27 protein-coding genes, 1 tRNA gene and 1 pseudogene are annotated in these 25,704 nt (G+C 38.9%); 9 read left to right on the forward strand and 20 right to left on the reverse strand.

The features are described from left to right. Positions 1-2: 2 nt before the first annotated feature. Both KQI83_RS15350 and KQI83_RS15355 read right to left on the reverse strand, forming a co-directional pair. On the reverse strand, positions 3-1,745 hold the full coding sequence (locus tag KQI83_RS15350; protein WP_216559860.1) for a phosphoadenosine phosphosulfate reductase domain-containing protein: 1,743 nt from the start codon (positions 1,743-1,745) through the stop codon (positions 3-5). A 3-nt stretch (positions 1,746-1,748) separates the two neighbouring features. Further along, positions 1,749-1,949 carry a helix-turn-helix domain-containing protein gene (locus tag KQI83_RS15355; RefSeq protein ID WP_216559862.1) on the reverse strand — a complete coding sequence of 67 codons (201 nt, stop codon included), beginning with the start codon at positions 1,947-1,949 and terminating at the stop codon, positions 1,749-1,751. A gap of 166 nt (positions 1,950-2,115) precedes the next feature. Here KQI83_RS15355 and KQI83_RS15360 point away from each other — a divergent pair, with 166 nt between their 5' ends. Next, complete coding sequence (locus KQI83_RS15360; protein ID WP_216559864.1) at positions 2,116-2,448, forward strand: helix-turn-helix domain-containing protein; 333 nt, start codon at positions 2,116-2,118, stop codon at positions 2,446-2,448. A gap of 153 nt (positions 2,449-2,601) precedes the next feature. Then, positions 2,602-3,081 (forward strand): hypothetical protein, encoded by a 480-nt coding sequence (locus KQI83_RS15365; protein ID WP_216559866.1) that lies wholly within the window; start codon positions 2,602-2,604, stop codon positions 3,079-3,081. Between the two features lie 49 nt (positions 3,082-3,130). On the opposite strand, the gene KQI83_RS15370 is transcribed toward KQI83_RS15365, so the two are convergent. The 8 genes from KQI83_RS15370 to KQI83_RS15405 all read right to left on the reverse strand — a co-directional run bounded on the left by KQI83_RS15370 (position 3,131) and on the right by KQI83_RS15405 (position 7,012). Continuing rightward, a complete protein-coding gene (locus KQI83_RS15370) occupies positions 3,131-3,676 on the reverse strand; it encodes a hypothetical protein (protein WP_216559868.1) in 546 nt (181 codons plus the stop codon). Positions 3,677-3,686: 10 nt separating this feature from the next. Further along, positions 3,687-4,211 carry a hypothetical protein gene (locus KQI83_RS15375; protein ID WP_216559870.1) on the reverse strand — a complete coding sequence of 175 codons (525 nt, stop codon included), beginning with the start codon at positions 4,209-4,211 and terminating at the stop codon, positions 3,687-3,689. A gap of 12 nt (positions 4,212-4,223) precedes the next feature. Beyond that, positions 4,224-4,739: a hypothetical protein gene (locus tag KQI83_RS15380; protein WP_216559872.1), complete on the reverse strand. Its 516-nt coding sequence runs from the start codon at positions 4,737-4,739 to the stop codon at positions 4,224-4,226. Between the two features lie 17 nt (positions 4,740-4,756). Beyond that, on the reverse strand, positions 4,757-5,131 hold the full coding sequence (locus KQI83_RS15385) for a hypothetical protein (protein WP_216559874.1): 375 nt from the start codon (positions 5,129-5,131) through the stop codon (positions 4,757-4,759). Between the two features lie 10 nt (positions 5,132-5,141). Beyond that, positions 5,142-5,450, reverse strand: a complete 309-nt coding sequence (locus KQI83_RS15390) for a TIGR04197 family type VII secretion effector (RefSeq protein WP_216559876.1) — start codon at positions 5,448-5,450, stop codon at positions 5,142-5,144. Positions 5,451-5,477: 27 nt separating this feature from the next. Beyond that, a complete protein-coding gene (locus KQI83_RS15395) occupies positions 5,478-5,738 on the reverse strand; it encodes a hypothetical protein (protein ID WP_216559878.1) in 261 nt (86 codons plus the stop codon). Between the two features lie 80 nt (positions 5,739-5,818). Continuing rightward, positions 5,819-5,892: transfer RNA gene (locus tag KQI83_RS15400), tRNA-Pro, on the reverse strand. Between the two features lie 175 nt (positions 5,893-6,067). Then, a complete protein-coding gene (locus tag KQI83_RS15405; RefSeq protein ID WP_216559880.1) occupies positions 6,068-7,012 on the reverse strand; it encodes an ROK family glucokinase in 945 nt (314 codons plus the stop codon). Positions 7,013-7,169: 157 nt separating this feature from the next. Between KQI83_RS15405 and KQI83_RS15410 the strand changes: the two genes are divergently transcribed. The 4 genes from KQI83_RS15410 (at position 7,170) to KQI83_RS15425 (ending at position 12,420) form a co-directional block, all read left to right on the forward strand. Continuing rightward, on the forward strand, positions 7,170-7,847 hold the full coding sequence (locus tag KQI83_RS15410) for a response regulator transcription factor (RefSeq protein WP_216559883.1): 678 nt from the start codon (positions 7,170-7,172) through the stop codon (positions 7,845-7,847). A 2-nt stretch (positions 7,848-7,849) separates the two neighbouring features. Next, positions 7,850-8,854: a sensor histidine kinase gene (locus tag KQI83_RS15415; RefSeq protein ID WP_253295670.1), complete on the forward strand. Its 1,005-nt coding sequence runs from the start codon at positions 7,850-7,852 to the stop codon at positions 8,852-8,854. Between the two features lie 135 nt (positions 8,855-8,989). Then, positions 8,990-9,673, forward strand: coding sequence for an ABC transporter ATP-binding protein (locus KQI83_RS15420; protein ID WP_216559885.1), 684 nt, complete (start codon positions 8,990-8,992; stop codon positions 9,671-9,673). Next, complete coding sequence (locus KQI83_RS15425) at positions 9,670-12,420, forward strand: ABC transporter permease (protein WP_216559887.1); 2,751 nt, start codon at positions 9,670-9,672, stop codon at positions 12,418-12,420. The genes KQI83_RS15420 and KQI83_RS15425 overlap by 4 nt, the downstream gene beginning before the upstream one ends. A gap of 55 nt (positions 12,421-12,475) precedes the next feature. On the opposite strand, the gene KQI83_RS15430 is transcribed toward KQI83_RS15425, so the two are convergent. From KQI83_RS15430 to KQI83_RS15440, 3 genes are read right to left on the reverse strand one after another with little or no spacing between them, the layout of a single operon-like run. After that, on the reverse strand, positions 12,476-14,533 hold the full coding sequence (locus KQI83_RS15430) for a transglycosylase domain-containing protein (RefSeq protein ID WP_216559889.1): 2,058 nt from the start codon (positions 14,531-14,533) through the stop codon (positions 12,476-12,478). A 14-nt stretch (positions 14,534-14,547) separates the two neighbouring features. Continuing rightward, the gene (locus KQI83_RS15435) at positions 14,548-16,182 is read right to left on the reverse strand and encodes an ATP-binding protein (protein WP_216559891.1); all 1,635 of its coding nucleotides are present in this window, start codon (positions 16,180-16,182) and stop codon (positions 14,548-14,550) included. Positions 16,183-16,203: 21 nt separating this feature from the next. Beyond that, positions 16,204-17,250 carry a metallophosphoesterase family protein gene (locus KQI83_RS15440; RefSeq protein WP_216559893.1) on the reverse strand — a complete coding sequence of 349 codons (1,047 nt, stop codon included), beginning with the start codon at positions 17,248-17,250 and terminating at the stop codon, positions 16,204-16,206. 132 nt (positions 17,251-17,382) lie between these two features. Between KQI83_RS15440 and KQI83_RS15445 the strand changes: the two genes are divergently transcribed. Both KQI83_RS15445 and KQI83_RS15450 read left to right on the forward strand, forming a co-directional pair. Further along, complete coding sequence (locus KQI83_RS15445; protein ID WP_216559895.1) at positions 17,383-18,351, forward strand: polysaccharide deacetylase family protein; 969 nt, start codon at positions 17,383-17,385, stop codon at positions 18,349-18,351. Between the two features lie 44 nt (positions 18,352-18,395). Then, the gene (locus tag KQI83_RS15450; protein WP_330622459.1) at positions 18,396-18,629 is read left to right on the forward strand and encodes a hypothetical protein; all 234 of its coding nucleotides are present in this window, start codon (positions 18,396-18,398) and stop codon (positions 18,627-18,629) included. Here KQI83_RS15450 and KQI83_RS16905 read toward each other — a convergent pair. The 4 genes from KQI83_RS16905 to gdhA all read right to left on the reverse strand — a co-directional run bounded on the left by KQI83_RS16905 (position 18,626) and on the right by gdhA (position 23,515). Then, positions 18,626-19,564, reverse strand: a complete 939-nt coding sequence (locus KQI83_RS16905) for a hypothetical protein (protein WP_253295671.1) — start codon at positions 19,562-19,564, stop codon at positions 18,626-18,628. The genes KQI83_RS15450 and KQI83_RS16905 overlap by 4 nt on opposite strands. Positions 19,565-19,570: 6 nt before the next feature. Then, positions 19,571-20,977 (reverse strand): sugar-binding domain-containing protein, encoded by a 1,407-nt coding sequence (locus KQI83_RS16910; RefSeq protein ID WP_253295672.1) that lies wholly within the window; start codon positions 20,975-20,977, stop codon positions 19,571-19,573. A 111-nt stretch (positions 20,978-21,088) separates the two neighbouring features. Further along, positions 21,089-22,027, reverse strand: coding sequence for a DMT family transporter (locus KQI83_RS15460; RefSeq protein ID WP_216559898.1), 939 nt, complete (start codon positions 22,025-22,027; stop codon positions 21,089-21,091). 153 nt (positions 22,028-22,180) lie between these two features. After that, complete coding sequence (gdhA, locus tag KQI83_RS15465) at positions 22,181-23,515, reverse strand: NADP-specific glutamate dehydrogenase (protein ID WP_216559901.1); 1,335 nt, start codon at positions 23,513-23,515, stop codon at positions 22,181-22,183. Between the two features lie 184 nt (positions 23,516-23,699). On the opposite strand from gdhA, the gene KQI83_RS15470 reads away from it, so the two are divergent. Next, on the forward strand, positions 23,700-24,254 hold the full coding sequence (locus KQI83_RS15470) for an energy-coupled thiamine transporter ThiT (RefSeq protein ID WP_216559903.1): 555 nt from the start codon (positions 23,700-23,702) through the stop codon (positions 24,252-24,254). 235 nt (positions 24,255-24,489) lie between these two features. Here the strand turns inward: KQI83_RS15470 and KQI83_RS15475 are convergent, their stop codons facing one another. The 3 genes and pseudogenes from KQI83_RS15475 to KQI83_RS15485 form a co-directional block, all read right to left on the reverse strand. After that, complete coding sequence (locus KQI83_RS15475) at positions 24,490-24,924, reverse strand: Hsp20/alpha crystallin family protein (protein WP_216559905.1); 435 nt, start codon at positions 24,922-24,924, stop codon at positions 24,490-24,492. A gap of 205 nt (positions 24,925-25,129) precedes the next feature. Further along, positions 25,130-25,462 carry an FtsX-like permease family protein gene (locus KQI83_RS15480; protein WP_216559907.1) on the reverse strand — a complete coding sequence of 111 codons (333 nt, stop codon included), beginning with the start codon at positions 25,460-25,462 and terminating at the stop codon, positions 25,130-25,132. A 26-nt stretch (positions 25,463-25,488) separates the two neighbouring features. After that, positions 25,489-25,704: pseudogene (locus tag KQI83_RS15485) on the reverse strand (hypothetical protein); the annotation flags it as partial.

Here is a 25,704-nt window from a genome sequence, read left to right on the forward strand (position 1 = left end):
CGTTAATTTCTCTTAATTGTTAATACTTTTCGCATATAGCATCCTGCCGAAAAATGGTTGACACATTCTCCGCAGCGCATACATTTATCATCTAAAATACGATAATCAATTACGCCTTCCTTACCCTCTTTAATAGTAAGTGCATTGTATTTACACACACTTTCACAGGCAAGGCATCCCATACACATCTGATACTTTGTAATCTGGCACTTAATACGCTCTTCTGCGGTTTTTAAGTCTTTTGCACCTGCAATGTGTGGATTTACAATGGTTACTTTTAATTCTTTTGCACCGATACGCCCCTGGAGCTTTAACACCACTTCGCCCTTGCGATTTAGCACATATACTTCTCCCAGGCGACTGTTTCCCATATCAAAGTTCAAATAGCCAAAGGGCTTAAATAGCTCATACAATTCCTTGGAAATAGCACGTTGCAATTCATAGTTAAATGCATTTTCTTCCAATGCACAGGGCTTAAATGCCACCACTGACTTCTGTGCATATGCCACACCATTTCCACCCTGACGTGCTTTCCATCCCCCTTCGTCCACATAGTCCTCCGGGTCTTCTTTTCCAATGCTTTTCGCAAAGTCTACCAACATCTGTCGGAAGCGTTTGGACTGTTCATGCATATGGATTCTGGATAGAAATTCCGACCATCCACTGTTATTGGGACAACACCAGCATCCCACTCTGGCATATCCCAGCCGATATGCCTCATTAAAATCAATTCCGGATGTTAGGAGGTATAGCCAAACATCAAAGTCCATCCAGTCAATAATCGGAGAAACGATTCGCTGTTTGGTAATTTTCGGACTATCGGATTCCCGTTCATATTTACTTCTGCTGGCGGATTCACTTCTGCGAATTCCATAAAAGGTCAAAATATGGCTTTTGTCCCGATATAAAGACTTAATCCTTTTTTGAATGGTTCCTGTTTTAAAAACGGTGCAACACCAGCGCATGACTCGGCTTGGTGGCCCAATGAGCTGACACAATTCTTCGAAATCTTTGTCTTTATTTCTTGCTGATATCAGGGGGGTCTTGGGATGTTCTTTTTTAAAACGTGCCACATATTCATAGGTAAATGGAAATTCCAGTGTGGTATCTCCGAAAATATGCATAATCTTGGGATTGCTCAGGGCTCTTGTGACTAAATCCGCTGTTACCGTAGAATCTTTTCCACCACTAAAGGAAATGAACATATCCATTTCCTGAAATTTCTCGGCACTACTGCGAATAAAAGAGTTAGCCTCTTCTACCATTTTCTCGTAACGTGCTCCATTTGCTTTGATAAAACGCTGCTTGTATTCTTCAAAATACTGATAGGTATTTTTCTCCTTTAATTCCTGATATTTACTGCGTACACTATCGCTATCAACCTTTTTCAAATCTCCGATAGAAAATGGAATCTTCTTTCCATTAACATAATAGCGATTACCTGTTCCATTCCATACAGAATCCTTTTGAAATGCAAAGGGTTTTCCCAATACAATTTCTATCAGCAAACGTTCTTCGGGGAAAACAGGACGTATGTCTGTGCACAATTTTTTTGCCTTTTTCCCACATATTCCACAATGTTCTTCGTACAATGGTGTTTTACAATCTTCACACCAATATATTTGTGAACTTGCGTCTGCACGACCTCCGCAAACCGGACAGGTACTTGTTTCACATATATTGTTAGTACAAGGCAATGCTTCCCCTGTTTCTTTATTTTTATTTCTACATATATAAGTAATCATCTATCATTTCCAATCCATTGGAATCTCTTCCGGTCTTATTCGGAGGTATACACACAATTCCAAAAGTTCTTCACCACTTAAGGTCTGTTCTGTACCTATTGTTAGCTTTTCTCTTGAAATATGCAGTTTCTGTTCTATTTCCTCTATGGAAATATGATTTTTTTCTATATATTCTGCCACCCACCTGGTTGCTTGGTTTTGCATACTTTTCCCTCCGTTTTTTCTCTTCTTCCAAGAATTTCCAATATATGACACATTATATTCTTTTATCGCAAGAATTTCAATAAATCTTTGTGCCGATTCGCGAGAATAATATTGAATTTATTGACGTTGAATTTAGATTAAGATATGATAACAAAGAGGTGAACACATGAAAAATCCAAACATTTCTAAAGTTTTGAAAACCTATCGCAAGCTAAATCATTACTCTGTAAATGATTTGGTATTAAAATTAGAAGACAACAACCTTCCGGTTGCTCCAAAAACCGTATATGGATGGGAAAGTGGACAGACACAGCCAGACGCTGATACACTTCTGGTTCTTTGTAAAATATACAAAATTGATAATATTTTAAACACATTTGGTTATGAACATAACTCTGATGACTTATTTCTTTCAGAAGAAGAACGCAATTTGATTTTGCAATATCGCAATCATAAAGAAATGCAGCCTGCTGTAAAAAGGCTGCTCAATATGGAATAAAAAATACCGTTGTACCTACGATTTGATTCGTTGATACAACGGTATTTTAATCTCTGCATTTTTCCTAGTTCCTCTTTTTTCCTTTCTACATATTATATAGAAATAATATTACTCCTCTGAACAGATTAGATTCAGCGGATATGAGGATATCATATGAATTATGAAAATTTAGCTCCCGTTACCGGAATTATTCAAAGCATTTCTCAAACTCCTAATGACTGCTGCACTCAGCAGATTTCTCTCCTTACCAATGACGGACCGGTAAATATTATTATTTCTGCAAATACTTTTATCATTGACAGCAGACGTTTGCGCCCGGGAATGATGATTGCTGCTTTCTATGATGCCACTCGCCCAATGCCCCTCATTTTTCCACCACAATATCAGGCAGAACTTATCACTGTGATACAAAGCAATGAAATGGTGATGTTAAACTTCTTCAACCGTAACTTAGTAGCTTCTGATAATTCTCTTAGAATTACTTTGCATCGTAGTATTGATGTTTCTACCATGAACGGACAGCGTTTTAACTGTTCCCCCGGTGGAAACTTCTTGCTGGTGTACTACTCTGTGACTACCAGAAGTATTCCACCTCAGACAACACCAAGAAGAATTGTGGTATTGTGCCAATAAACGGTTTCTATTAGAGCAAAGAGTCCGCTCATCGGACTCTTTCGCTAACTTATGGTTGATACTTTTCCATAGGTATTCCTGTAATTTCTTCATATATCGGATATATTCTCTTTTTTAAATATCGAAAAGTATCTCCATTATTTACCATAGAGTCCATAATTTCCGCTGCTTTTCGTGGGTTTTTCATTACCCAGTCTACTGTCAGACGATTATCTGTGGTAATTCCATATTCCTCCGCCTTTTCCCACGCTGCTTGATTGAACTCTATCCTCTCATCAAACAACCAATAATTTAATACAGTCACTACTATTTCTGTTCCTTCAGTTGCATCTATCTTATAGTAACTATAATCTGGCCAATCATCCTTTTTTAGCGGTTCGCGCCAACTTGGTGTCACTTCTACATGATACTCCGCAGTCAATATATTCATTTCTGATTCATTTAACTTATCTTTTGTAAAATAGGGGGCCTGCGCTAATCTCTTTTTTTCACTTTGATAATCATGGTAAATCAAAACTCCCTTTACTGCTGCCATTAACAATACTATCCCTATTACTATTTCAATAATATGCTTTTTCTTCATATCACTTTTCACTGTTAACCTTTTATTCTCCTGGATTAATGCCTGTTATTTCTTCATACACTGGATATATTCTCTTTTTTAAATATCGAAAAATGTCTCCATTGTTCGCCATGGAGTCCATGATTTCCGCTGCTTTTCGTGGGTTTTTCATTACCCACTCTACTGTCAGACGATTATCTGTGGTAATTCCATATTCCTCTGCTTTTTCCCAACCTGCTTGATCCATTTCTATCCTATCGTCAAACATCCAATAATTCATCACAGTTACTACTACTTCCGTGTCTTTTGTTGCCTCTATGGTATAATAGCTGTAGTCTGGCCAATCATCTTTTTTTAGCGATTCGCGCCAACTTGGTGTCACTTCTACATGATACTCCGCAGCCAATATAATCATTTCTGATTCATTTAACTTATCTTTTGTAAAATAGGGGGCCTGCGCTAATCTCTTTTTTTCACTTTGATAATCATGGTAAATCAAAACTCCCTTTACTGCTACTATTAACAATACTATCCCTATTACTATTTCAATAATATGCTTTTTCTTCATATCTGCCTCCTCTTATTTATTATTAATTGCCTCTTCATACCTATCTTCATTATCTGGGTTTTCTTTTTCCAGTTGTCCAATTAAGCTATCTACATCATTTGGACTCGTTACAACTTCATCTTCTGTTATTTCTATTCCTAACTTTTCATTTACCCTTGCAATAATATCAGCAGTATTCTCACCTGTTTGAGCATATATCGTAATCTTGGAATCATCCGCCATATCACATTGAACAAAATTAACACTACAATCAAAATTACTATATATTAATGCACTTTCCATCCCATTAAACTGCCCAGTAATAAACTGGCAGTTTTCCTCAGCTTCTGCCTGACTTACTGCCATGTAATCACTCATCTGCTGTCTAAGTGATGCAAATGCTTCACTTTGAATTTCATTATCATTAAAAAAAGTATTCAGACTGCTTTCTGCTATTCGAATGGCTTCATTATCTTTTTCTAATTTACTTATTGCGCTATTACTTTCTTCTTGTATATTGGTTGGATTTAAATAAGAATTTTCGTTCATGAATTGTGTCCCTCCTATTAATTATTCTTCTCCTGATCCTTTCCTCGTTTCAACTTCTGGTATGTTTCTTCCCGCTCTTTCTCAATTCTCTGAGATTCTTTACGCATTTCCTCTCTAAATTCTTCTTCGCATTTTTTATCCTCTTTTTTGATGGAATCCAAAAGACTCTGCTTTTCATCTAACAAACGCATGATTTTACTATCGTATGGACCACAGGCCGCTCGCATTCTTTCTACCGATTGATATGAGCGCATCATATCCAGCTCCTGCTCCTTTTGACTTTCATAAAACCGCTTTTTTTCTATTTCTAACGCATCTTTTTCTTTATCCAGCTTATTTAAATGCTTTTTTAATCTCTCTTCTTCTTTTTCTTTTTTTCTTACTTCTTCCATGACAAACCTCCTATTCCGCAGCAGATATTGTCTGATATCTGCAACCGTTTTCCCATAATTGGCTCATCATTGTATCATACTCCTGGAAAGATGCCCCAATACTTCTAATATTAGCAACATCCTGCTCCATGGTTTTCCCGAATGAAGCGATTATCTGTTGTGATTGTTCAAATACTTCCTGCCCGTTTTTATTCGCTGTAAGTGTTGTTTTTCCATCTGCCGGAATCAATGCTACTTCTTGAAAATACGCAGAAGCGCCAGAAAGTGTCATTGCATCATTTTCCAGCGCTACTTGATTAATCTTTATTTTTTCTGCCATAATACTCTCCTCCTCCTAAAATCATATCTATTCTATAGTACAAAACCTTGCTTTTGCTGTCAAGTTTTTCATAAACTCCCTTATCTTTTCCTTCTGTTTATCGCTTAATTTTCCACCTTCCATTCCTAACCCGGCATGCCCTTTTAACAACATTACCAACAGCAACTGTCCATCGCTTACCGGAATTTCCTTTTTCTCTCCGTATTCCTTGATTCTTTTTAATGTAACGTCCATTGCTCCTGTAGTAGAAAAACTTACTATTTTTCCTATCAGCGGAGCGTTTTTCATGTAATATGCCGTAATTTCCTATTACATGAAAAAGACCGCCACCCCTGAAATATCAAGGATGGCGGTGCCCCTGCCAAGAGTCGATGCGACAGGATTTGAACCTGCGACCTCTGCGTCCCGAACGCAGCGCTCTACCAAGCTGAGCCACGCATCGTTATGAAATTAGCTTATATAGCGTATCATGTTTTTTTATTTTTGTCAACAATTAACACAATTTAAAATTATTTAAAATTCACCTGGCATTCATTTTTAAAAGGAAGAAACTGTGCGCTTTCCGCACTGTTTCTTCCCTTTTCTTTTCGTACTCTTTTCGTAATACCTATGTATTCTTATTCACCTAAAATCAACTTCACACATCCGTACATACCTGCATCATTTCCAAGAGATGCTAATGCGAATCTGGTATCTTCACATGGTGCAAAAGCTGCTTCACGATAATATTTTTTCACTACATCGATTAAAGTCTCACCAGCCTTAGATACACCGCCACCGATTACAAATATCTCAGGGTCTACAACACATGCAATATTACTTAATGCTCTTCCCAGAATACGTCCAAACTTCTCTACGATTTCTTCTGCTGTCTTGTCTCCTTCTTTGTATGCATCAAATACTGTTTTTGCACTGATTTCTGCTGCGGTATCTAATGGAGAACTTGCATGCTCACTTGCAAGACGTTCTTTGGCAAGACGGGTAATTCCTGTTGCAGATGCATACTGCTCTAAGCAGCCCTTTCTTCCGCAATTACATGCAATGGAGTCATGTGGATTTACTGTGATGTGACCGATTTCTCCACCTGCTCCGTTACTTCCTGCAACCATTTTACCACCAACGATAATTCCACCGCCGACTCCGGTTCCAAGAGTTACCATTACTACATCTTCATGGCCTTTTCCGCCACCCTGCCACATCTCACCGAGAGCTGCTACATTGGCATCGTTTCCTGCCATGACTTTGATTCCTTCCATCATGTCCTCTAATTCCTTTGGTACATGAACGTTTTTCCATCCAAGGTTTACACACACAGATACACTTCCGTCACAACGCACCGGTCCCGGAATTCCTACTCCGATACCTTCTACGTCATCCTTTGTAATTCCTTCTTCTGCCATTTTGGTCTTTAATGATGCTGCTATATTAGGCAAAATATTTTTTCCTTCTTCTGCCTTGTCTGTTGGTATTTCCCATTTATCAATAATCTGACCGGTTGTTTCAAACAAACCAATTTTACAAGTAGTTCCGCCAATATCTACGCCAAATCCATATTTTTTCATTTTATTGTACGCTCCTTTATCTTCGTCTTTCAAAAATCTTCATAGTTTAAATGGTATCATATTCCGCTTCCATTCTCAACCATAAAAATCCGTGTTTTATTGAAAATTTTAGGGGTAAATGCTAAAATAGCAATAGTAAATTTTAGGGAGGCTTTTTATGACCGAAATTTTATTAGTAGAGGATGATAAGAGTATTATCACCAACCTGACCTCTTTTTTAAAACAAGAAGACTTTGGTGTTACCGCTGTTACCGGACAGACCAAAGCACTGGAATTATTAGAAACAAATGCACAAAACTTCGACCTTCTGCTTTTGGATATTTCTTTAGCAGATGGAAATGGTTTTTCCGTCTGTGGTGCAGCAAAATCTATGACAGACCTCCCGGTAATTTTTTTGACTGCTTCCGGAGATGAATACAGTGTTGTAACCGGATTGGATCTTGGCGCAGACGATTATATTTCCAAGCCTTTTCGCCCCAGAGAGCTTATCTCTCGTATCAATAGTGTTTTACGCCGTTACGGAAACAGTTCTTCCTTATTAGAATACCAAGGACTTTCCACCGATACTACCAAGGGCACCGTTTCTAAAAACGGAACAGAAATCATTCTCTCTGCACTGGAATATCGCCTGTTACTTTTATTTTTAAATAATCAGGGAATTATCCTTTCCCGCAGTCGCTTATTAGATGAGCTTTGGGACATTGCTGGAGAATTTGTCAATGACAACACCTTAACGGTATATATCAAACGTCTGCGTGAAAAAATCGAAGATGATCCGCAAAATCCAATCTACATAAAAACCATTCGTGGAATGGGCTATAAAATGGGAGTTTAATTATGATGCATTTTTTTCGTAATCCTGAAATCAAACATATGTTAATTCTTGATCTTATTGCACTTTTGGCTTTTTCTGTTCTCGGTTTTCAATTAGGACAAAACTGTGGTTTTCTGGTATTAGGGTGTGGAGCTTTTTTTCTTGTTTCCCATCTTTTCATTACGCTGAAACGCTATCATAAGTTAGAAACACTCAGCCAGGAGTTAGACCAGATGCTCCATCATCAAACACCTATTCATTTTAAAAATTATCAGGAGGGAGAACTGTCTATTCTGCAAAACGAATTGTCAAAGATGACCTTACGTCTGACAGAGCAGGCGGATGCTCTTATCCGTGATAAAAAATATTTATCCGATGCCATGGCAGATATTTCTCACCAGCTACGTTCTCCCCTTACTTCCATGCACCTGATTCTATCCTTATTAAAAAAGCCTGACCTTTCACAGGAACGGGAACGCTCTTTATTAATGGAATTAACACAGCTTCTTTCTCAAATGGATTGGTTAGTGGAAGCTCTGCTTAAAATGTCTAAAATGGATGCCGGTACTGCATACTTAAAACATGTTTCCGTACCACTTACATTGCTTTTAGAACAGGCAAGCGAGCCTTTTTTAATTCCTTTTGAACTACGAGAACAAACCTTTCAGGTAAAGTTTGGAACAGGACGGGAGCAGTTTATCGGAGACTTATCCTGGTCTGTGGAAGCAATTTCCAATATTTTAAAAAACTGTATGGAACACACACCAACAGGGGGCACCATTACTGCTACCTGTCGGGAAAATACGATTTTTACGGAAATTATTATCGAAGATAATGGACCGGGATTTTCCCCTCAGGATTTACCACATTTATTTGAACGTTTCTATAAAGGAGAAAACTCCAGTGACCAAAGTGTGGGTATCGGCCTTGCCCTCGCCCGCATGATTGTTTCCCAACAAAACGGTACCTTAAAAGCGGAAAACCGTTTGGAAGGCGGTGCGCGCTTTATTTTAAAGTTTTATAAATAATCTCCTATGTTTAAATCGTAATTTCTTCATTATGTATAACACTAAGTGACGATATTGTCACTTTACAGTCACCGGTATGTCACTCCCATTGGATATACTGTTTCTATCAAATAAAAGAAAGAGGAGAATTCTGTTATGGAAGTTTTAAAAGTTGAAGACCTCACCAAGGTCTATGGTACCGGTGAAAATCAGGTTACCGCTCTGAATCATGTTTCCTTTTCCGTAGAAAAAGGTGAATTTCTTGCCATTATCGGACCTTCCGGTTCCGGTAAATCTACCTTGCTTCATATTTTAGGTGGTGTAGATACCCCTACCTCCGGCAAGGTATTTATGGAAGGTACAGATGTTTATGCACAAAATGAAAAACAGCTGGCTATCTTCCGCCGCCGTCAAGTAGGGCTCATTTACCAATTTTATAATTTAATTCCCGTTTTAAATGTAACGGAAAATATCACACTTCCTGTCTTAATGGATGGCAGAAAGGTAAACGATGAACGCTTGAAGGAGTTACTGCACATCCTGTCTCTGGAGGGCAGAGAAGGACATTTGCCTAATCAGCTTTCCGGCGGACAACAGCAACGTGTCTCCATCGGAAGAGCTCTGATGAATGCACCGTCTGTTATGCTGGCAGACGAACCTACCGGTAACTTGGATTCTAAAAATAGTCAGGAAATTATTGAGCTCTTGAAATATTCCAATGAAAAATATAAACAAACCCTGATTATGATTACCCATGATGAAAATATTGCATTACAGGCAAATCGTATTATTGCCATTGAAGACGGAAACATCACCAGAGATGAGGTGATTCGCCCATGAATATTTTCCAAAGGGTCACACTGAAAAACTTAAAGGAAAATCGTACCCGTACCCTGGTCACCATTATTGGGATTCTTTTATCGGCAGCCATGTTTACGGCTGTTACGGTTAGCATTTCTTCCTTACACCAATTTTTGATTTCTCATACCACTTATACTGATGGCAGTTGGTATGATGCAGTTTACAATCTAACTTCTAAGCAAACTACCGAAATCACAACAGACAAAAAGGTATCTGACAGTACACTTATGAATCGCATTGGTTTTGCCTTTTTAGAGGAATCTGAAAATCCTGCTAAGCCGTATCTGTGTGTGTATGGTGTCACAGATAACTTTACCAAACTTATGCCTGTGCACATCACCTCCGGACGAATGCCGGAAAACAGCAGTGAAATCCTGCTTCCTGACCATTTAAAGACCAATGGTAGTGTTTCCTATGAATTAAATGACACCCTCTCACTGGCACTTGGAAAACGTGTAGACTCTACCGGATATGAACTGGATAATCACACCCAATATGCATCTTCCGATACAGATACCGCAACTAACGAATCTATCATAGATACTATGGAGCACACATATACAGTGGTTGGCTTCTACGAACGTCCTTCCTTTGAAGATTATTCGGCTCCCGGCTATACTGCCCTCACCCTTTCGGATGAGAATGCCGGTGGATTTTATGATATATATTTTTGTACGCAGGATATTTCTACCGCTTCTTCTTATCTGGATAACATTTTGACCCATTTTGATAACGTAAGCGGTACCGTTAATTATTCCTTGCTACGTCTGTACGGAAGTTCGGGTGAAAGCACCTATAATGCCGTATTGTATAACCTTGCTACTATTTTAATCTGTATTATTGCTTTTGGTTCTATTTCTCTGATTTACAATGCGTTTTCTATTTCCGTCAGTGAACGAACCAAACAGTTTGGTTTACTCCGTTCCATTGGTGCTACCAGACAGCAGCTTACCTCCAGTGTCTTGTTTGAAGCCTTCTTTTTAAGCATTATCGGTATTCCTCTTGGTATTTTATGCGGAATCATCGGTATTGGCATTACTTTTCATTTTACCGGAGGAATTATTGCAAAATACCTTTATTCTGACAGTGGTGTAACGCTTTCCTTACATGTATCTGTCTGGGCACTTTTGATTGCTGTTTTCGTTTCATTGGTTACTATTTTAATTTCTGCATGGCTTCCTGCAAGACGCGCCATAAAAACTTCCGCCATCGAAGCAATTCGTCAAAACAGGGATATTTCCATCCGTCCCGGAAAGGTAAAGACCTCACGTCTTACCAGTAAGCTCTTTGGATTTGAAGGTATGCTTGCTACCAAAAATTACAAACGAAATCGCAAAAAATACCGCGCTACTGTAATTTCTTTGTTTTTAAGTATTGTACTGTTTATCTCTGCCAGCAGTTTTTGTGCTTATCTTACAGGCTCAACCGGCAGCGTTATGGGGGATTCCGGATATGATATTTCCTATTCCTTCTCAGACGAAAACAGTTATTCCTTAGAGGCATTGATGACAGAACTTAAGAATATTCCAAATATTACCTCCAGTTCCTTTGATAGCTCTCTTTGGGCTGACGGTACGGTAGATGTAAATGCCTTATCCACCGATTACAAAAACTACCAGGCAAAAATATATGGCGAAAGTGAGATTCAAACAGATGCAAACAACCTGTCTTTGCAGGGCTTTTATCTTCACTTTGTACAAGATGATACTTTTCGTTCCTACTTAGGTGACCACAATCTTTCGGAAAAAGACTACTTTAATACCCAGCAGCCAACTGCCATTGTACTTAACACCCTGACTGCATATATGGATTCTAAATACCATACACTTTCCATATTTTCTGATATAGAAAATGCAAATGTTACTGTCTCTTTTCAGAAAAATAAAGAGGGATACAGTGCCGGCGGGCTTACCCAAAATGAGACAGGAAACATTGTGGCACAATATACCACAGGCGATTCCAATGAAGATACTCTGGAACTTCCTTTAGAAGAATGCAGTCAACAGATTCCTATACACATTGGTGCTGCACTTACAGATGCACCGGCTATGACTTCCACAAACAATGGGTATATCAATCTGTTTTATCCTTATAGTATGCTAGATACTGTACTTTCTTCTTTGGAAGATAATGTATCCTATGTTTCACTTCCGGATGAACGACCACTAAGCCAGTCTCTTCCGGCTGTGCTTACCTTTCAATGCAAAGATCATACACAGGCAATGACGGAAATTCAAAGCGTTCTTTCCAGCCACAACCTCTCTTCCGGTTATTTGTATGACTATGCAGCCTCTCGGGAACAGGAACGTGCAGTTTTTACGGTTATTAATGTTTTTTCCTATGGATTTATCATTTTAATTTCTTTGATTGCCATAGCAAATGTGTTTAATACCATTTCCACCAACATTAACCTGCGGAAACGAGAATTTGCCATGTTAAAATCTATTGGACTGACTCCTGGCGAATTCCAGAAAATGATGAACTTTGAATGTTTGCTTTATGGATTCAAAGGATTATTATATGGTCTTCCGGTTTCCATTTTAGTTACCTGGTGGATTTACCTTTCCGTTTCCAATGGACTTGAAATGCATTTCTTTATTCCATGGTACAGTCTTGTGATTGCAATCGGAAGTGTATTTCTGGTTGTATTTGCTACTATGCTGTATTCTATGAATAAGATAAAAAAAGAAAATATCATGGAAACGTTAAAAGACGAAAACATCTAATACACAAAGGGCTGTGACTTACCACGATTATCGTAAAGTCACAGCCTTGTCTTTTCTAAGGAGTATCTTCTTCTCCTTCTTCTTCTTGAACACCGTCTAAATATTCCTGATTGTTCAAACTTTGTTTATTTTCATCAATATATGGATTAAAGTTTACCGGTGCCAATCCCTGATGTATCTGTTCCATAAATGTCTTCCAGATAGCCCCCGGATAACTTGCGCCGGACAATCCCGGCAATTCTTTTGGCATATCATATCCTACCCATACACAGGTTGTATAGTAATTGGTATATCCTGCAAACCAACCGTCCTTATTGTCATTGGTAGTTCCTGTTTTTCCGGCACATGGCATATTGTCTAATGCCAATCCCTTTCCGGTTCCTTCCTGCATAACGCTCACCAGCATATCTGTCATCATACGAGAAGCATTTACCTTATATACCTGTTTTTCTTCCATTTGATTCTCATACAAGGTAACTCCATCTGCATCTGTAATTTTAACAATACATGTAGGCTCTCGATATTTTCCTTCATTTTCCAGCGTTGCATAAGCTGCCGTCATTTCAATAGGAGAAACACCGTTCGTCAACCCTCCCAAAGCACTGGTAAGATTTTCATCCTTCGCATCTAACTTAGAAAAATTCATTTCTTTTAAGTAAGATAATCCAACCTTTGGTGTTAATTCCTGTAACAAATTCCATGCCACGGTATTTTTAGACTTTTCTACTGCACGTCTAAGTGTAATATCTCCCTCATAACTTCCCCCTGCATTAGACGGACCATCTTCTATCTTGGTATCTGATACAATGGTATCCGGTGTATATTGTCTCTCTAATGCCGGTGTATACACAATTAATGGCTTAATGGCACTACCCGGCTGACGGAAACTTTGGTATCCACGGTTTAGCGTATAGCCGGCTAAGTTTTGATTTCTTCCTCCTACGATTGCCTTCACATATCCGGTATGATTATCAATACATACTGCTGCGCCCTGCAATGTATAGACCCCATCCTCTGTCTGCTCTGTAAACTCTGCCAGATTTGAATCTACCGCATCCTGAAGCTGCTGCTGCATGGTTAAGTCAATCGATGTATAAATCCGGTAACCTTTTGTATACAAACTCTTCTGACAGTCTTCATATGCTATTTTATAATTAGCCTCGTAGTTTTGTCTTTCCTCTTCATTGGAAAACTCTGTCTGAAACTGAAATCCCTCCTGCGCCATAATTGCCCGTACGGCACAGTTATATGTATAAGTCTCCACATAGTCATTCTTCGTCTTTTGTGGACGGTTTAGCGTAATGGTTTCTGCCACTGCCTCATCATGGGTTTTCTGACTGATTTTTCCATCCTCCAGCATATTGTCGAGGATTCGGTCACGCCGCTTTATGGTATTATCCGAATGTTGGATTGGATCATACAGGCTTGGATTGTTAGGAATTGCACATAAAAACGCAATCTGAGAAAGAGATAAATTCTTCACTTCTGTATTAAAATATCCAATACTTGCTGCCTGAATTCCGTAATATCCATTTCCGAAATATATGTTATTCATATAGAATTCCATAATTTTGTCTTTGCTGTATATTTTCTCCAAATCTACCGCAATGAACATTTCTTCTACCTTACGTTCCCATTTCACATCCTGATTCAAAAAGACATTTCGCGCTAACTGCTGGGTAATGGTACTTCCTCCCTGGGTTACCTCGCCGTTTTCTATCATTGCCTTTGCCGCACGAATAATCGCCTTTACATCAATTCCGTTATGGCGGTAAAACTTTTTGTCTTCGATACTTACCATTGCTGCTGTTGCATATGCCGGTATTTGATCATATTCCAGATAGTAAACATCTTTTTCTCCTTTTAAGGTAGAAATCTGCTGACCATTAGCATCATAAACAATACTGGTCTGCACCGAACGAAACGTGCTTTCACTCGACTGACTTACCAACCGCTTGGCATCTGCCTGTAACTCACTTACTTTCTGGGCATATCCGCCAAAATAATATACACCAAGGGCAATTGCAATTATTAACAGCAATAGTATCTGTACTCTGGCAAAAAACCAAAATACACGATATTTCTTCTTCCGTTTCTTCTTTTTCTTACTCATACTTTGCCTCATTCCTATATGTTTTGCAGCCAAATCTTTCCATAAGGTATTGCATTTCTATCTAATAATTCCACTTCCCGCTTTTGACAGGTAAAAAGGAATATCTGCTCCGGCTGCGCCGCTAACCACTTCAACGCACTTTCTAAACGTTTTTCATCAAAGGACGCAAATGCTTCATCCAGCAATACCGGCAATGGTTCTTCCTGTGTAAAGAATCTTCCAGCACCTAAACGCAATGCCAGATACATCTGTTCCATAGTTCCTCGACTTAACTGCCATGGATAAAGTGTTCTTCCTTCCTGACATACTACCAGATTCATATCATCATCTAACGTGATTCGGTCATACTTTCCTCCTGTGAGTGAATACAATATACCGGATATCTCACCTTCTAACTGTTCTCTGGTATCTTCATATACATTTTCGGATATTTTCTGCAACATCTGAAGTGCTAATTGGCAGGCTGCAATCTGTCGTTCTAACTCTTGTTCTTTTTCACTTTTCTTTCCTGTCTCTTCTATTTCTTCTGTAAGATTGGAAAGCAACGAGCTCTTTTCTATTTTCTGCTGGTTCAGCATTTGCACAACTGCCTGCTTCTTTGTCCACTCTTTTTCTTCTATTTCTTCTTTTTGTCCACGCAATCCACGGTTTGCTTCTTCTTTTGCTTTCCTCTCTCTGCGCAGATGTTCTTCTTGCTTTTGAAAATAAATAACACCTATAACCCCTGCAATAAGCAATAATATTTCAATGAAAAATATTGGAGATATGGCAGCAGCTAATCCTTTTCCAACCAATCGGCTTCCTGCCAATATAGCTGATACAAGTGTCACACCACCGAAAATTCCTTTGCCTCTCTTGCAACGTCTTTCCTGACGTTCTCCCTGCTCCTGCTGTAAAAACTCTGCCATAGGATTCGTCTCATTTTCCATTGGAATCCCTTCCGGATTCTGCCATAGAATCTGTGTCTGGTATCCCTCTGCCTTTAGCTGTTCCAGTTGCTGTTCTAACTGCTTTAAATCCTTTTTCGCAATCTCTCCAGCCAATTGCAGCTTTTCACAGGCACTTTTTCGCTCTTCCCATTCCTTGCGATAACTCTGCTCCAGTTCCCTTTGCTTTGTTTTTAACTTCTTCTGTGCCCCGGTCAAGTTCACATCACTGTCTCCGGTATGGGATGCATTTACAAAGTAATTCTGTAAGATACCGGAAAACTCTTTTCCAGTCTCTACCGCTGCCTGTCGAATACAATAGGTATTCTCATAAGTACTTTTTTTCATTCCTCCCAGTAACATTTCCATATCACCATGGGTAACGGAAAGTTCTTCTCCATCCAACTCATTTTTTAAGGTGGCTGTCTTTTCCTTATGATAAAAATTACGCTCTATGCGAAAGCTTTTCCCATCTACCTGAAAACGCATCGCTCCTGCATAATAAGAGCTACTATTCCAAGGTTCGTATTGCTGATATGCATCATTTTTTCCCGCTCTTCCACGCTGTTTTTCCATACCGAATAACATTCCGGTAATAAACTGATGCAAGGTGGATTTTCCTGTCTCATTATCACCATAAATTACATTGAGTCCCGGATGGACTGCTATTTTCTTCTGGTGAAACTTTCCAAAATTATTTATCTGAAGTTCTGTAATCTTCATAACAAGTTCCTCTTATTTCTATTAACTATCCATTAAAGCTTCTACGCCATAATATAACGCCAGTTTCGCCACTTCGTCCTGCGGCAGTCGTTCCATGGCACTGATATATTTTCCGATAAGTTGCTGACTGTATTGCTGTTTTAACCGCTCGAAGTCATAATCCGGCTGACATTGGTTCACCACCTGAATCACTCGTTCTAACTTTTCCAAACGCTCTGTCTCAATGGGGGCACTTCCGTCGTAAAATCCGCTCAACATCACTTTGAAAATCATATATTCCGGTGCCTGTTCCAATCTTTTCTTCACAAACTCTTCCAATGCTCCATTGGTAATATCACTGGTTACTTTCAAATTCATCACCGCATATTCACAGTAGGTCAATGGATGAAATTCCACCTGGCATCTTTCCTTGGTTAGATTTCCCATGAAAAATCCATGTGCTCCGATATCATTGCAATCTACCGGCTGTAATGCTCCTGCCATAACTACGCGATTTTCGATATACTGCATGGGCTTATGAATATGTCCACATGCTACATAGTCAAATCCCATTCGTTGAAACTTTTCTGACTGAAACGGAATGTGCTTTTCGTCTCCTCCATGCGCCAAAAGGATATTTAAAAAGCTTCCCTCTTCTACTTTAATGTTGTCATACAATGCCTCCGGCAATTCACGGTGCCAATAACTTAAGCCATACACTCTGGTTCGAAGCATTGGCAGTTCCACATACTCTACACTCTCTTTTTTCAAAAAGTGAACATTTTTTTCCCACGGAAAGGTACGATAGTAAGATTCCGGGTTAATAAAATCATGGTTTCCTGCTATCAATACTACTTGTGTATGGGATAACTTGGAAAACTGATAATTAACCTCTTTTAATTCCCGTTGCAAAGGCTGACGATGAAATAAATCTCCTGCTATCAACAGTAAGTCTACCTGTTCTTCTTCGGCTATATTTATTACCTGTTCAAATGCCTTCCGGCTATGATTTTTTCTTTCCTGCGCCCACGGTGTATTCTTATCCGGTGCGGCTCCCAAATGTACATCTGCTATATGAATGAATTTCATATCCTTCTCCTATTTCTTTTTTTGCTTCTTCTATTTTACACTGTCCTGGAATAATATACAAGAACGCCTTGCAAAACTCCCTGCCATCCGATATACTAAACTGGTTGTGATTAGCATATAAAGGAGATTTTTATGAAGAAAAAATTACCAGTTATTATATTATCATTGTTACTTGTCAGCCTGCTTATTTTGGGTGGACTTTTATTTTTTACTTACCATCAAAAAGTTACAAAGACCAAATCCGAAAACAAAACACTGCACTCCAATGTTTCTGACCTAAACACCCAGTTACAGGAAAAAGAGGACTTTATTTCGGGACAAACAGAATATATCAATGAACTGACAACCCAGCTTGCCGATTGCCAAAATACGGTAAATTCTGAAGATGAAGATTCTGATAATAAAAAGAACGATACCACCTCAAGCTATGAGAAAAAGTATCCGGACCTTTATGCAGGTGCTACTTTTCCAGGTGATAACACCTCTGATTTGAAGGTTTATCTGACGTTTGATGATGGTCCTTCTGACTTAACACCGCAAGTATTAGACTTACTTGACAAATACAATGCAAAGGCGACCTTTTTCGTGGTACATACCGACAACGAAGAATACACTTCCTATTTGAAGGAAATCGTAGACCGCGGACATACCCTTGCCCTTCATTCCTACAGCCATGATTACAATAAAATTTACAAGTCTGTGGATGCCTTTTTAGAAGATTTTAATCAAGTGTATAACTGGGTATATGAAGAAACCGGTGTACGTCCTACCTTATTCCGTTTTCCGGGAGGCAGCACCAATGGAAAAACTGCTGTTGTAAATGATATTATTGCAGAAATGGAACGTCGTGGATTTATCTACTATGACTGGAATGTAAGCTCCGGAGACGGCAGCAATCTTACTACAACCGAAAATATTTTGGAAAATGTATGCACCAATGTTGGAAACTTCGACCAGCCGGTGGTACTAATGCATGACGGTGCAGGCAAAAATGCCACCTTTAAGGCACTTCCAACTATTTTAAAAACACTGGCAGATGAAGGTTATGAGTTCTGTTCCCTGGACGAACATTTGACCCCCGTTCAGTATAAACGTAAATAAATACAAACTTACTTTATTATTTTATTAGAAAGGATTATGAAATTATGGGAATGAATCCAGCTCAACTTTTTCAATTCATGAATGCATGGAAGAAATTTACTTCCAATCACCCAAAGTCTCCAAAATTCCTTCGTGCAATTACCAATGATGGCATAACAGAAGGTACGATTATTGAAATCAACGTAACTACCCCGGAAGGAAAGAATTATTGCTCTAATCTGAAAATAACTTCATCCGATTTAGAGTTATTACAACAAATAAAAAAGAGTGTTTCTTAATATTTTTGAAACACTTCATACAGAATCGGAAGAGAACACACGGCAGTTCGTGCCATACCGGTTTCTCTTCCGATTTTCTTTTTTCTTACTTTTATAAATGTTTTTTCTAATTTTTCCATATCTAACACTTGTTCCGGCGAAAATTCTTCTGATGTCATATAGGAAATCAGGGATTTGGTAAACTGTTTTACTTCGCTACGTTCCTGAATCTCACTTAATCGCATGGTGCATACCATAAGTGTTCCTGTTCCCACTTTTCCTTCAAACAAGAGCCATAACTTGTGATTCCGCTCAAAGTTATCTACCATCTGCACAATGGGACGATAGGACTTTTCTGTTGCATCGTCTAAGATTGCACAATTACTGTGTGATACCAGCTGATACCACTGTGGTGTGGCATATTTATGGGACTGAAATTCTCGTAATGCCGGATGATTCTTTTGAATCAGTAATCCCATGGTTCCTACTGCCACCGGCTTTTTCATCCAGTTACAGATATCACGAAACATCGGATAACACCAGAAATCTGTACAATAAAATCCCTCCAGGCTTTCTGCCACTTCTTCCGGCAGATACAAAACATGTTTTCCCTGTGCTAACAGTTCTTTTGCCTCATAAAAGTCTTTGGTCAGACACACCAGATGTTCTCCTTCACCTATGGTTGGAACTGACAAATTCTGTACGTTATCTTGTGGATATACATATAACTCATAGGTATTTTTCATGGTACTTCCATCTACCGAAAGGGTTAATTTACAGGTATATGCCTTCCCTCTATCAGGCAATGTAACCTTCATTGCTCCGAGTTTTTGCAATCCATGAGTATTGTCCGGAATCGCTACACTTCTCTCTGCAAATACCTCTTCCTGCCAAGTCAGTGTCCAGTGAAGGTTTTGTCCCACTAACGCTTTGGGCTGATAATACCGTATTGCCAAATCTGCCTAATCACTCATGCCATAAGAACCACGAAACAGTCTGTTTTTGCTGAATCGTACTCCCACAAAAAAATCTTCCTCCGGCAAAATGACAGGCGTATGCTGAAAATTATTAGAACCTTGCGTATACAAATGTCGGCGGTCTACTGCCTTGTAGTCTGAAAGTATCTGTGAAAGTTTTTCCTTACTGCCCCACAACTCATTTCCTAAAGACATCATACAATAAGATGCATGATTTCCGAACGTTTCCATCATTCGATAACCTTCTGCAATTAAATATTGCTGTTCTGCCTCGTTGTGATTTTCATCCTCAGGTGTGGTAATGGTTCCCCAAAACGGAAGTTGTGGTTCCATATAAATTCCCAATAAATCTGCTGCAACAAAGGCTGCGTCCGGTGGGCGGCAGGTGTGGAAACAATAATGATTGATTCCATAGCTTTTAGATATCCTCATTACTCGAATCCATTCTTCCACGGTTGTGGGTACTGCTCCTGTTAACAGGAAAATCAAAACGTCATGCTTTCCTCGTAAGAACGTAGAGGTTCCATTAATTAAAAATTCCGTTTCATTCGTAGAAAACTTACGCAATCCAAAGGTTGTAACCGCTTTCTCCTTCGTTTTTGAAATTGCAACGGTCAACTGATAAATAACCGGAGAATACTCACTCCAAAGGACTGCATCTTCTCCTAGTACATAGGTAACTGTGGTCTTTGCAGTCCCCACTTTAAACGTAACGGAAACTTCTGCCTCCGGAGCATTTTTTCCGGTTGTTCCATGAACATCCGTTAACTCTGCACTGATATGAAGTGGCAATGTTTTTTCTGTATCCGTTGTATTTACCGTGGTAAGTTCCAGTGTGGCTTCCTTTTTCTCTATATCCGTAAATACCCGAATTCCGGATATATACACCGGTTCATAAATATGTAACGCAATCTCTCCAATGATTCCATTCCAGTTTGTCTGGGTATCCGGAGAGGTAAGATGTCCGCCTTTGGTTGGATAATCCACATTTGACACTAATATTGTTAAATGAAAGTTTTTTTCTGTAATATATTTTGTCAGGTTGTACTGATGAGGCGTATTTAAACTGTCTGCTTCTCCCACAAGCACATCGTTTACCCATACTTTTGTCATTCGGGTACGCTCTAAATACAGTACAATCTCTCCTTGTAAATCCTCTTCCTCTAACGTAATATCCTTGGCATACCAGGCATATCCTTCAAACAGATATGGGTCTGTTAAACATCCGATTTCTCTTTTTTCACTGTAAGTTCCCTTTTTTGCCATGGAAGTAGTTCCCGGCAGAGAAATGGTATCTGCCAGTTTTCTATGAAAAACCTGTTTTTCTATCCCCTTTTTGTCACCGTCTAACTCAAACTGCCAGACTCCCTGTAACTCTATTGCTTTTCGCATCTTAACACCTTCCTCTTATTCCTATCTCTTTTTTCTATCTCTTTCTAAAATTATATAATGATGAAATAGAGGAAACAATGTATTTTCTCTTGCTCATTTTTTATAACATGTCTAATTTTTACATGATTTCTGCGGTTTGTTCACAATATAAATCCCAAGGCATACCAAAATCAACGCCGCAATACTTTCTATTCCCATCTGTTGTGACTCTTTTAATAAAATTGCAGACAAAATCACGCCGCATACCGGATTCATAAATCCAAATACGGCAACCTTGGAAATGGGATTGTATTTCAACAAAATTCCCCACAGGGAATATGCTACTGCGGAAATCAGTGCCAGATATATCAGCATTGTCACCGAAGTTACATGAAAACCACTTACTTTTCCACCTGCCATGGTACCACAAATGCTCATGATTATGCCGCCTAGTAAAAACTGCCAGCCACTTAGTACTACGGGATTTTCTTTCTGGGAATACCGCTTCATATATACAGAAGAAAAGGCATAGGAAACTGTGGAAATAAAAATAAATCCCTCTCCCTTTAGATGAAAACTCATATCTAAGCCACTTCCGGTAAGATTAATAAGTACTACTCCTGCAAACCCAAGTACGCACCCCAGTATTTTTCTTCCTGTAAGCATCTCCTGGCGAAAAATAAGACTTGCCACAAGGATTGCCACAAATACATTTAGTCCTTCAATGATAGATGCTTTCACACCGGTTGTATTTGCAAGACCTATATAGAAAAACAAATACTGTACGACCGTCTGAAGCATACTTAACCAGCATATCTTTCCAAGGCTTTCTTTCTTGGGCAATAAGACTTTTCGCTCTAATATACTTCCGATAAGCAGCGTTAATATTCCGGCTAAAGTAAAACGATACCCTGCAAACAATATCTGAGATGCCGTGCTATCTGCTGAAATATGAAACAATTCATATCCGATTTTTACACAGGGAAATGCACTGCCCCACAAGGCGCAACAAATGAGGGCACCCAGCCACACTACCCATGTTTTTTGCATAAAATTTTCTTTTTCTTTCATGTGATTGTTCTCTTTTCTTTGTTTTCCCTATTATAACACAAAAGTTCCGTAAACAGACTCTCCATTTCTGTCTACGGAACTCTTGGCATTACTATTTATTTAAACCTTCTCCATAACCCTTCTGGGAAAACCCACTTAGCTCTTATATGTTAATTAGCAAACACCCTGAGCCATCATAGCGTTTGCAACTTTTTCAAATCCTGCGATATTAGCACCTGCTACATAGTCGCCTTCTTTGCCGTAACGTTTTGCAGCATCATCCAAATTGTGGAAGATATTTACCATGATGTTCTTTAACTTGCTGTCAACTTCCTCGAATGTCCAGCTCAATCTTTCAGAGTTCTGGCTCATTTCTAATGCAGATGTAGCAACACCGCCTGCGTTTGCAGCTTTTCCTGGTGCAAATAATACTTTGTTCTGCTGTAAGTATTCTGTTGCTTCCAAAGTAGTAGGCATGTTAGCACCTTCTGCAACTGCCATACAACCATTTGCTACTAATGCTTTTGCATCTTCTAATAATAACTCGTTCTGAGTTGCGCATGGAAGTGCAATATCACACTTAATTGTCCATACACCACGTCCTTCATGATACTGTGCACTTGGTCTTGCTGCTGCATACTCTGTTAAACGAGCACGTTTTACTTCTTTTACTTCTTTTAATAATGCAACATCGATTCCTTCTGGATCATATACCCATCCGGTAGAATCACTTACAGTTACAACTTTTGCGCCTAACTGCTGTGCTTTTTCTGTTGCGTAAATTGCAACGTTACCAGAACCGGATACACATACTGTCTTACCTTTGATGTCGCTTCCGTTGCTCTTTAACATTTCTTCTGTAAAGTATAATAAACCATATCCGGTTGCTTCTGTACGAGCTAAAGATCCACCATATGTAAGTCCTTTTCCTGTTAATACACCTTCATATGTACCACGGATTCTCTTGAACTGTCCGAACATGTAACCGATTTCTCTTGCACCTGTTCCGATATCACCTGCTGGTACGTCAGTGTCAGCACCGATATATTTGCAAAGTTCAGTCATAAAGCTCTGGCAGAACGCCATGATTTCACGGTCTGATTTTCCCTTAGGATCAAAATCAGAACCACCCTTACCGCCACCGATTGGAAGTCCGGTTAAGGAGTTTTTGAAAATCTGTTCAAAACCTAAGAATTTGATGATTCCAAGGTTTACAGAAGGATGTAATCTTAATCCTCCCTTGTATGGTCCAATGCTGTTGTTGAACTGTACACGGTAACCTGTGTTTACCTGTACCTGTCCCTTATCGTCTACCCAAGGTACACGGAACTTAAACTGTCTGTCCGGCTCGGTTAAACGCTCTAACAACGCTTCCTTACGATATACTTCTTCATTTGCTTCAATTACTGGTCTTAAAGAATTTAAAACCTCTTTTACTGCCTGATGAAATTCAGGTTCTGCTGGATTTTTTGCAATTACACGTTCCAGCACTTCATCAACATAGCTCATAGATATTCTCCTTTATAATTAGTATATTTATCATCAACACTCTTATTTTAGTATGATTTTACTCATTTTGCAATATTTTTCTTTCAATGCTTTAATGTTTTATTACATAAAAGTGCTATTTTTCGCGATTTCTTTCCCTTTTTGAGAATTAATGTTATAGTATAGGGAAAAAGGAGGCATTATTATGAGTCAATCATCTGGTAAATTTCACACAAAACAATTAGTATTTTCGGCAGTTGCTCTGGCATTAGCATCGGTTGCTTCTATTATAAAGCCGTTTTCTTTGCCAATGGGAGGTTCCGTTACCCTGTTTAGTATGTTGTTTGTAGTATTGATTGGGTATTGGTATGGACCATATATTGGAATTACAGCCGCTGTTGCCTATGGATTACTTCAGTTCGTCATGGGACCGTATTTTTATTCCATCCCTCAGTTTTTCACGGATTATCCTCTCGCTTTTGGCTCTCTTGGAATTTCCGGTTTCTTCTGGAAAAAGAAAAACGGATTAATCAAAGGCTACATTGCAGGAGTCCTTGGTCGATATTTCTTTGCATTTTTATCCGGTCTTTTATTCTTTGCTTCTTATGCAAAGGGCAGTGGTATGAGTGCACCGATTTATTCTTTGGTATACAACGGTTCTTACCTTCTTACCGAAGGTGTTATTACATTAATTATTATTGCACTGCCACCGGTTGCTAATGCATTAAATAAAATGAAAGCATTGGCACAGGAAGTATAACTTGAGCACAATTTCCTATTGCATAAAAAAAGTTCGGAAACAACTCTTTCGAGAAATTTCCGAACTTTTTTAATTTTAGTAATTAGTGATGTTTCTTCGCACTGTGAGCTTCTCTTGCTTCTGCTACAGCTTCATGGTCTGCCATATTAAGCTTGGCTGTTACCTTTTTCTTCTTCAATGGATGCTTTGGATTCTTATCCATGCGAAATCGCCTCTTTTCTAATCTACGCTGTTTTTACCCTTCAATAGCAATGTAATGTTTGCTTTCTACAGCTTTCGTATCTTCTTTCGGGATATCCAATGTCAAAATACCATCTTCGTATTTTGCATGAATGTCATTTTCTGAAATATCACCAACATAGAAGCTTCTGCTCATGCTGCCTGCATAACGCTCTTTCCTGATGTATTTATCCTTTTTATCTTTCTCATCCTTATCAAGTCCCTTAGCGGCACTGATATTCAAGTAGCCATCCTTCAACTGAATCGTAACTTCGTCTTTCTTAAATCCCGGCAAATCTATGGCAACCTCGTAGCCCTTATCGGTTTCCTTGACATCGGTCTTCATCATGTTCTTTGCATGTTTTCCATACAAAACTTTGTCTACATCCGGGAACGAAAGGTCCATCCAATCATCAAATAAATTTTCTCCAAAAATACTAGGCATCAACATAAGTCATTCCTCCTTCGTCATATACGACAATGTGTGCCGTGATTTTTAAATTTATCATTTTCAATGGAACTTGGGATTTTGGTATTTCTTTTATTTTTCCTCTTCCTTTGTTCTAGGTGTACTATAACACTTATTATTAGCACTGTCAAGTGTTGAGTGCTAATTTCACAAAAACTTCACATTTTTTGCTAAATATCACATCTTATTACTCTCTATTGTCCTTCAGACTTTCAACCATGTCCATGCTTCTCACCTTACGCCCCAGAAGCCACAGGGAAATCACATAACTGACAATGACCCACACTGCATACTTCACGAACCCCAGAGAACCGTAGACCGTCTCGATATAAGTGTTATATGCGGACACGCTGGCCTCAAAGTTTGCTTTGCAAAGCACAACACCCAAAACTGAGCCAATCACTAGTCCCACCGGCACAAGGAAGTGGTACACATTTATCACCATTCTGTTTATCTGCCTGTTCTCATAACCAAGAACCTTAAGCATGGATATGGAGGAAGCATTTTCGCTTATCAGCATATTTACCATCAGATACACGCATATAACTATGATGAATCCATCGCTTCTTTCAGTGGATTTTCCCGATTCTTTCCACAATTGTCAGTAAAACATCTGTGATATTCTGCCATCAGTTTAAAATAGGTCAAAAAAGTGTCTCGTTCTTTTCCTTCCCAATCTCCCTGATTTTCTATTCTCTCTTTCAACTGCTTTACTTTTTGATAGGAAGATTCCATCTTCTCCTGTATACTCTGCAAATCTCC

The organism is Roseburia sp. MSJ-14, from assembly GCF_018918225.1.
Lineage (GTDB): Bacteria > Bacillota > Clostridia > Lachnospirales > Lachnospiraceae > Petralouisia.